Here is a 5,570-nt window from a genome sequence, read left to right as displayed (position 1 = left end):
CCTCCCGCTCAGCCCCCGCCCGCCTGCAGGAGGTGCGCGTTGCGCTGCCGGATGAGTCGGCGCAGGTACGGCACGAGCACGAGGCGCTCGGCGACCGCGCCGAAGACGGGGGAGGTGACCTCGATCACGTCGGTCATCACCGTCCCCGCGCCGTCGTGCTCGAAGAGGTGTTCGTGCCGGAACCGCCGGAACGGCCCGCTGACCTGTTCGTCGACGAATCGGTGCGGTCGATCCAGCGAGCTGATCCGGGAGGTCATCGTGATCCATACGCCGAAGTGGCGTGCGCGCCATGTCACGGTCTCGTCGAGCCCGATGCGTCCGGAGGTGGTTCCGGCGATGGCGCGCTCACCGGCGTCCGCCATCGACGCGAGGTGCAGGTCGATGCTGAGGGAGAGGTCGAAGCGGTCGTCGACGGGCACATCGGTGCGAGTGACGATGGTGAATCCGGATGCCACGTCCCGCCGCCCGCTCAGCCCGCCAGGGCGGCGTCGATGAGGGTCGCCGCCGCGGCGCGGGCCTGCGCCGCGGCATCCGTTGTTCCGGCGATGGCGGCTGTGGTCTGGGCGCCCTCGGCGAGGATCGCGAGCTGCGGGGCGAGGGTCGCGGGCGCACCGGCGTCGGCGACGAGCTCGGCGACGTACCGCTGGAAGTCGATCTTGTGCTCGCGCACGGTCCGGGCGACGGCCGGGTTGGCAGCTCCGAGCTCGGCGAACGCGTTGATGAACCCGCACCCGCGGAAGTCGGCCTCGTCGAACCAGCCGGCGAGGTAGTCGTAGACCGCGAGCAGCCGCTCGCGCGGGTCGCTGATCGCGTCGACCGCGCCGGTGACGCCGTCCGTCCACATGCCGTGGCGCTTGTCGAGCACGGCGAGGATCAGGTCGTCCTTCGACGCGAACTCCTTGTAGAGGGCCCGCAGTGAGACACCGGCGGCGTCGCGCACGGCGTCCATGCCGACCTGGCCGATGCCGCGCGTGTAGAAGAGGCCGTCCGCGGCGTCGACGATGTGCCCCCGAACCTCATCGCTCATGAGGGCAGTCTACTTGACAGTGAGAACGAGCGTTCTCTACAGTGGGGATCACGCGATGAGAACGAGCGTTCTCACTCTCTCGACCCCGAGACGCGCCCCACGAAGGAGACACCGGATCATGGCTGGAAACCCCCACAAGCTCGCCCTCGAGCCCGCCGCGCAGGCGTTCGTCGACGCCACCAGCGAGCCCCCGTTCCTCTACCAGCTCGCCCCCGCCGACGGTCGCGCCGCCGTGGACGGCGTGCAGGACGAGCCCATCGAAGAGCCCGAGATCGACGAGGAGTGGGTCGAGATCGCCGGCGGACCCTCGGGTTCGGTGAAGGTTCGCATCGTGCGCCCCGCCGGCGCCACCGGTGTGCTGCCGGTCGTGCTCTACACGCACGGCGCGGGCTGGGTCTTCGGCGACGCGCACACCCACGACCGTCTCGTGCGCGACCTCGCCGTCGGTGCCCGTGCGGCCGTCGTGTTCCCCGAGTACGACCGTTCGCCCGAGGTGCGCTACCCGCACGCCATCGAGCAGGTCTGGGCGACCGCGCAGTGGATCGTCTCCGACGGGGCATCCCATGACCTGGATGCCGCCAAGCTCGCCGTTGCCGGCGACTCGGTCGGCGGCAACATGACCGCCGCGCTCACCCTCCTCGCCAAGCAGCGCGGGGGCGTCTCGCCGGTCGCGCAGGTGCTCTTCTACCCTGTCACCGACGCCGCGTTCGACACGCCGTCGTACGAGACGTTCGCCGAGGGATACTTCCTCGCCCGCGACGGCATGCGCTGGTTCTGGGACCAGTACACGACGAGCGAGAGCGACCGCGCCCAGATCACCGCGTCGCCGCTGCGCGCCGAGCTGTCCGACCTCGCCGGCCTTCCGCAGGCGCTCGTCATCACGGCAGAGGCCGATGTGCTGCGCGACGAGGGCGAGGCCTACGCGGCGAAGCTCCGCCAGGCGGGCGTTCCCACGACCGCCGTGCGCTACCAGGGCATCGTGCACGACTTCGTCATGGTGAACTCCCTGCACGCCACGCAGGCCGCGACAGCCGCGGTCGCTCAGGCGGTCTGGTTCCTGCGTCAGGCGTTCTCGGCGTAACGCGGGGGAGGTTCCGACGGATCGCAGTAGAGTCGGCGGTGACCAACGGAGGTTTCCGGGCGGGGGGATCGAAGGGGGACGCATGGACACGGTCGTGCTCATCGCCGTTCTCTTCGTCGTCAGCGCCGTGGTCTTCGCGATCGTCGGAACCTCCTCGACCCGCGCCGCGGGAGCCGCAGCGGATGCGCAGCGGCTCATCCGGGCGGCCGGCGCAGCCGGCGTCGCCGCCGTCGCGTCGACGCTGCTCTATCTGCTCTACGCGGCCACTCCGGCTCTCACGACACTGATCCTCGGTGACGTGGCCATGGTCACCGCTCCGGCGCTGATCTGGTTCGCGCTGCCGGCACCGAGAGCGGTGCGCACTGCGCGTGCCGCCGTCTCGGTGGCGTTGCTTCTCACGGTGTGGATGACGTCGGCCACGGCGCCGGTCGCCACCTCGGTGCTGGTCAAGACGATTGCGCTCGTCGTGATCACGGCCGGGGTGGCGATCGCCGTGCGGCGACGCGAGATGCGCGGCCGGCCCGGCGCGACGACGCTGTTCGCCACATTCGCGGGGTACGCCCTGTACTCGCTCGTGCGTGTGGTGCTCGGGATCGTCGCCGTCACCGGCGCGGCCCCGATCTCGAGCGACCTGTCGACGAACCTCACCAGCCTCGCGGGTGTGGCCGCGGTCATCGGAACGGGCATCGGATGCGTGCGCTTCGCGCGCACGAACCCCTCCTCGCGGGTCGCGCGGCCGGCGGCGCGGCTCGCCGGTGACGCAACGGCGACCGCGTGGACCGTGCGCGTCGCCGCTCCCGGGTCGCCCGATGAGCCTCCCCTCGGAGCAGCCGAGCTGCTCGGAGCCGTGAAGGACCTGGATGCCGCGGCCACCCCGCACCCGAGCGGCCACGTCGTGTTCCGCTCGACGCTTCCGCCCGACGCCGTGCGCGACATCCTCGTTCAGCGACTGGCACTCGCCGCGCACATCCCGCGCAGCGACGTGGCGAGCAGACTCACGATCGAGGCCGGGCCGGAGCCCGGCGCTGCGGGGGGTTCCGCCCCGGAGTGAGGCGCGACATCCTCAGTCTCATCTGGGAACCGCGCCGCTACCGTTCGCCGAGGACGCGCACGGGGCGCGACGGAAGGGACCTGTCATGAGCGCAGGATCGACGCGTACGGCACCGTTCGGACTCGACCTCCCGATGGGGCGTGCTCAGCCGTCGGCGGTGCGCACGGTGATCGCGATCGTCGTCGCCGTGGTCGGCTCGATCGCCGCATGCGCCGTGCTCGCCGCGCTCGGGCCGATCGTGTTCCCGCGCACCGCCGGCTATGAGCACTACGCCTTCGCGGACTACGCCAAGCTCACGACGATCGGCGTGATCGGGGCCGGCATCGGCTGGCCGATCGTGACCCTCTTCTCGACCCGCGCCGCGCGGCTCTATCTCTGGCTCGCGATCATCGTGACCGTCGTCTCCTTCGCCCCCGATCTCTGGATCTGGTGGAAGGGTCAGGACGGCCAGGCGGTGTTCGTGCTGATCGTCATGCACGTGGCCGTCGCGGCGGTCACCTACCCGGCGATGGTGCTCATCGCGCCGCAGCGCCGCCGCGCCTGACGACGCGAGGTCATCCGCAGGCGCGCGATAATCGCCGCATGTACGGGGAACGGTATGAACGCTGGCGGCGACTGACGGAGTGGCCGCTCACGGCGGGCGGGAGCCTCTTCCTGCTGCTGTACGCCATCAATGTGCTCGCGCGCCCGACGGGCGGAGTCGCGATCGGTGTCACCGCGTTGCTGGTGGCGACGTGGCTGTTCTTCTTCGTCGACTACGTCGTGCGACTGGTGCTCGCCGAGCAGCGACGCCGGTGGTTCGTGCGACATCTGCTCGATCTCGCGGTCGTCGTGCTGCCGATGTTCGGCACGCTGGAGGTCATCCGGTACCTCATGGTGTTCGCGCTGATCCAACGAGGCACGGGGTCGATCCTGCGGGGGCGCGTGATCGTGTACGCGGCGGGCACCACGGCGCTGACGGTGTTCGTGAGCGCGCTCGCCGTGTACGACGTCGAACGCGGAAGCCACGGGCCGATCGTCACGTTCGGCGACGCGATCTGGTGGGCGTGCACGACGATCACGTCGGTCGGCTACGGCGACTACTACCCGGTGACGACCACCGGTCGCATCGTGGCGATCGCGCTGATGGTGGGCGGCATCGCGCTCATCGGCGTCGTGACCGCGACCATCGCCTCGTGGATCATCGAACGCGTGGCGGCGTCCTCTCTCGCACCTCCCGTGCCGGCAGAGCTCGTCGCGCAGCTGCGGGACGAGATCGCGGCGCTCCGCGCCGAGCGACAGGCGGATGCCTCGGCCGCGCCGCCGTCCGCCGGCGTCACGCGGGTCGTCGACCCGCCGGCATGAGCGGTCAGTTCACGCAGGGGAGCACGCCGGATTCCATGGGCTGCTGCGAGTTCGTGTAGGTCTGCGAGGTCGGCGCCGGAGTGGGCGCGGCGGATGCGGTCGAGCTCGACGTCGCCGTGGGCGCGGGGGTCGCTGTGGCGGTGGGCGGGTTGATGAGGTTCTGCACGATGGCGGCGATCTTCGTCTGGTCGACGATGTTGACGCTCTGACCGTCGATGGTGCCGAACTTCTCGATCGGGAGGGTCTGGAACGTGATGTCGCCTCCGGCCAGCCGCTGCGCGTCGCTCGCGAGACTCAGCAGGTCGAACCCGGAATCGAGTGCGACGTACTGCTTCGCGGTGTCGATGAGCGTCTGCAACGTGCCGAGGTTCGTGAAGGTCTGCGTCTGCTTGAGCTTCAGCGCGAGCGAGACCATGAACGCCTGCTGGCGACGTGTGCGGTCGAGGTCGGTGAGGAAGACGTTCTTGTACTGCGTATCGCGGCGCTGGCGCACGAAGGCCATCGCCTGCGAGGCATCCAGCTGCTGCACGCCAGCGGGGAAGTTCGCGCCCGAGTAGTAGTCGGCGGTCGCGTGGTTGAGGCAGACGGTGATCGGCTGAACGGCCTGGGCGACGCGATAGAACGCCGCCATCGTCACCTCGACGAAGTGGTCGATGCGCACCCCGCCGAGGAACTGCGAGACGGTCTGGATCTCTGCTTCGCGGGCGTCGTCGCGCGCCTGCTGGTAGGCGGTCGCCTTCGGCGTGCCCTTCGCGAGCAACGCGTTGTACGAGGCATCCAGTGTGCGGCCGTAGTCCTCCTTGATCTTGCCGTGCGTGACGCCGGCGGGCTTGTTCGCGTAGGCCACGTAGTCGTCGCGGGGGATCGATACACCGACCGCGGGGCCGCCTCCGGCGGGGATGTGGATGTACATCAGCACGTTGGTGTTGTAGCCGCCGACGCTCTCGTCCTCCGCGTGGATGGCGTTGTAGATGTCCTGCGGGTAGGGGTTGCCATCCTCATCGACGCGGCTGTCGAGGCCCATCACGAGGATGTTGACCTCGCCGGTGTTCTGCGCGACGCCGCCG

General features: G+C 70.0%; 7 protein-coding genes. 4 read left to right on the top strand and 3 right to left on the bottom strand.

The window, feature by feature from the left end; genetic code table 11:
• Nucleotides 1-8: 8 nt before the first annotated feature.
• Nucleotides 9-455, bottom strand: coding sequence for an SRPBCC family protein (locus tag ASG00_RS13415; protein ID WP_056210206.1), 447 nt, complete (start codon nucleotides 453-455; stop codon nucleotides 9-11).
• Between the two features lie 14 nt (nucleotides 456-469).
• A complete protein-coding gene (locus ASG00_RS13410; RefSeq protein ID WP_056210204.1) occupies nucleotides 470-1,027 on the bottom strand; it encodes a TetR/AcrR family transcriptional regulator in 558 nt (185 codons plus the stop codon).
• Between the two features lie 118 nt (nucleotides 1,028-1,145).
• On the opposite strand from ASG00_RS13410, the gene ASG00_RS13405 reads away from it, so the two are divergent.
• From ASG00_RS13405 to ASG00_RS13390, 4 genes are all read left to right on the top strand, one after another.
• The gene (locus ASG00_RS13405) at nucleotides 1,146-2,108 is read left to right on the top strand and encodes an alpha/beta hydrolase (protein WP_056210202.1); all 963 of its coding nucleotides are present in this window, start codon (nucleotides 1,146-1,148) and stop codon (nucleotides 2,106-2,108) included.
• Nucleotides 2,109-2,190: 82 nt separating this feature from the next.
• Nucleotides 2,191-3,159, top strand: coding sequence for a hypothetical protein (locus tag ASG00_RS13400; protein WP_056210200.1), 969 nt, complete (start codon nucleotides 2,191-2,193; stop codon nucleotides 3,157-3,159).
• 85 nt (nucleotides 3,160-3,244) lie between these two features.
• A complete protein-coding gene (locus tag ASG00_RS13395; RefSeq protein WP_056210198.1) occupies nucleotides 3,245-3,703 on the top strand; it encodes a DUF6069 family protein in 459 nt (152 codons plus the stop codon).
• A gap of 38 nt (nucleotides 3,704-3,741) precedes the next feature.
• Complete coding sequence (locus ASG00_RS13390; RefSeq protein ID WP_056210197.1) at nucleotides 3,742-4,503, top strand: potassium channel family protein; 762 nt, start codon at nucleotides 3,742-3,744, stop codon at nucleotides 4,501-4,503.
• 4 nt (nucleotides 4,504-4,507) lie between these two features.
• Here ASG00_RS13390 and ASG00_RS13385 read toward each other — a convergent pair.
• A partial coding sequence (locus ASG00_RS13385; protein WP_082483271.1) for an LCP family protein occupies nucleotides 4,508-5,570 on the bottom strand: 1,063 nt, incomplete at its 5' end.

The sequence above is a fragment of the Microbacterium sp. Leaf351 genome (assembly GCF_001423825.1).
Lineage (GTDB): Bacteria > Actinomycetota > Actinomycetes > Actinomycetales > Microbacteriaceae > Microbacterium > Microbacterium ginsengisoli.
The sequence above is the reverse complement of the archived record's forward strand: the minus strand, read 5'-3'. Positions and strand labels throughout refer to the sequence as shown.